Annotated in this window: 1 protein-coding gene; it reads right to left on the bottom strand. The window is 33.9% G+C overall.

What is annotated here, in order from left to right; genetic code table 11:
• Nucleotides 1-84: 84 nt before the first annotated feature.
• The gene (locus H5200_RS23685; RefSeq protein ID WP_182762928.1) at nucleotides 85-225 is read right to left on the bottom strand and encodes a transposase; all 141 of its coding nucleotides are present in this window, start codon (nucleotides 223-225) and stop codon (nucleotides 85-87) included.
• Between the last annotated feature and the right edge of the window lie 20 nt (nucleotides 226-245).

Here is a 245-nt window from a genome sequence, read left to right as displayed (position 1 = left end):
TCAAATTAAGGGGGAAAGTTATAGGATCAAAGAAAAGAAACAAGCCGGATTAATGGAAAACCTTAATAAATAGTGGATCATTATTCAAATGGTGGAGTGGATCACTTTTCGGTTGTTGTTGACACCTAAATCATCTGCAATATCTTCTAGACGAACATCATCACATTGAGATAATGCTTTTTCAACCGCTTGAACTTTAAATTCTTGTGTAAATCGACGTCTCATTTTTATCTGCCTCTATTAAA

This window comes from Pseudoalteromonas sp. SG43-7, from assembly GCF_014164295.1.
Classification (GTDB): domain Bacteria; phylum Pseudomonadota; class Gammaproteobacteria; order Enterobacterales; family Alteromonadaceae; genus Pseudoalteromonas; species Pseudoalteromonas rhizosphaerae.
Note: the sequence above shows the minus strand (reverse complement) of the source record. Positions and strands in the feature narration are given on the sequence as shown.

Excerpts from the sequence above, each read along its gene's own strand:
- H5200_RS23685 (WP_182762928.1), bottom strand. The coding sequence starts at position 225 with ATGAGACGTCGATTTACACAAGAATTTAAAGTTCAAGCGGTTGAAAAA.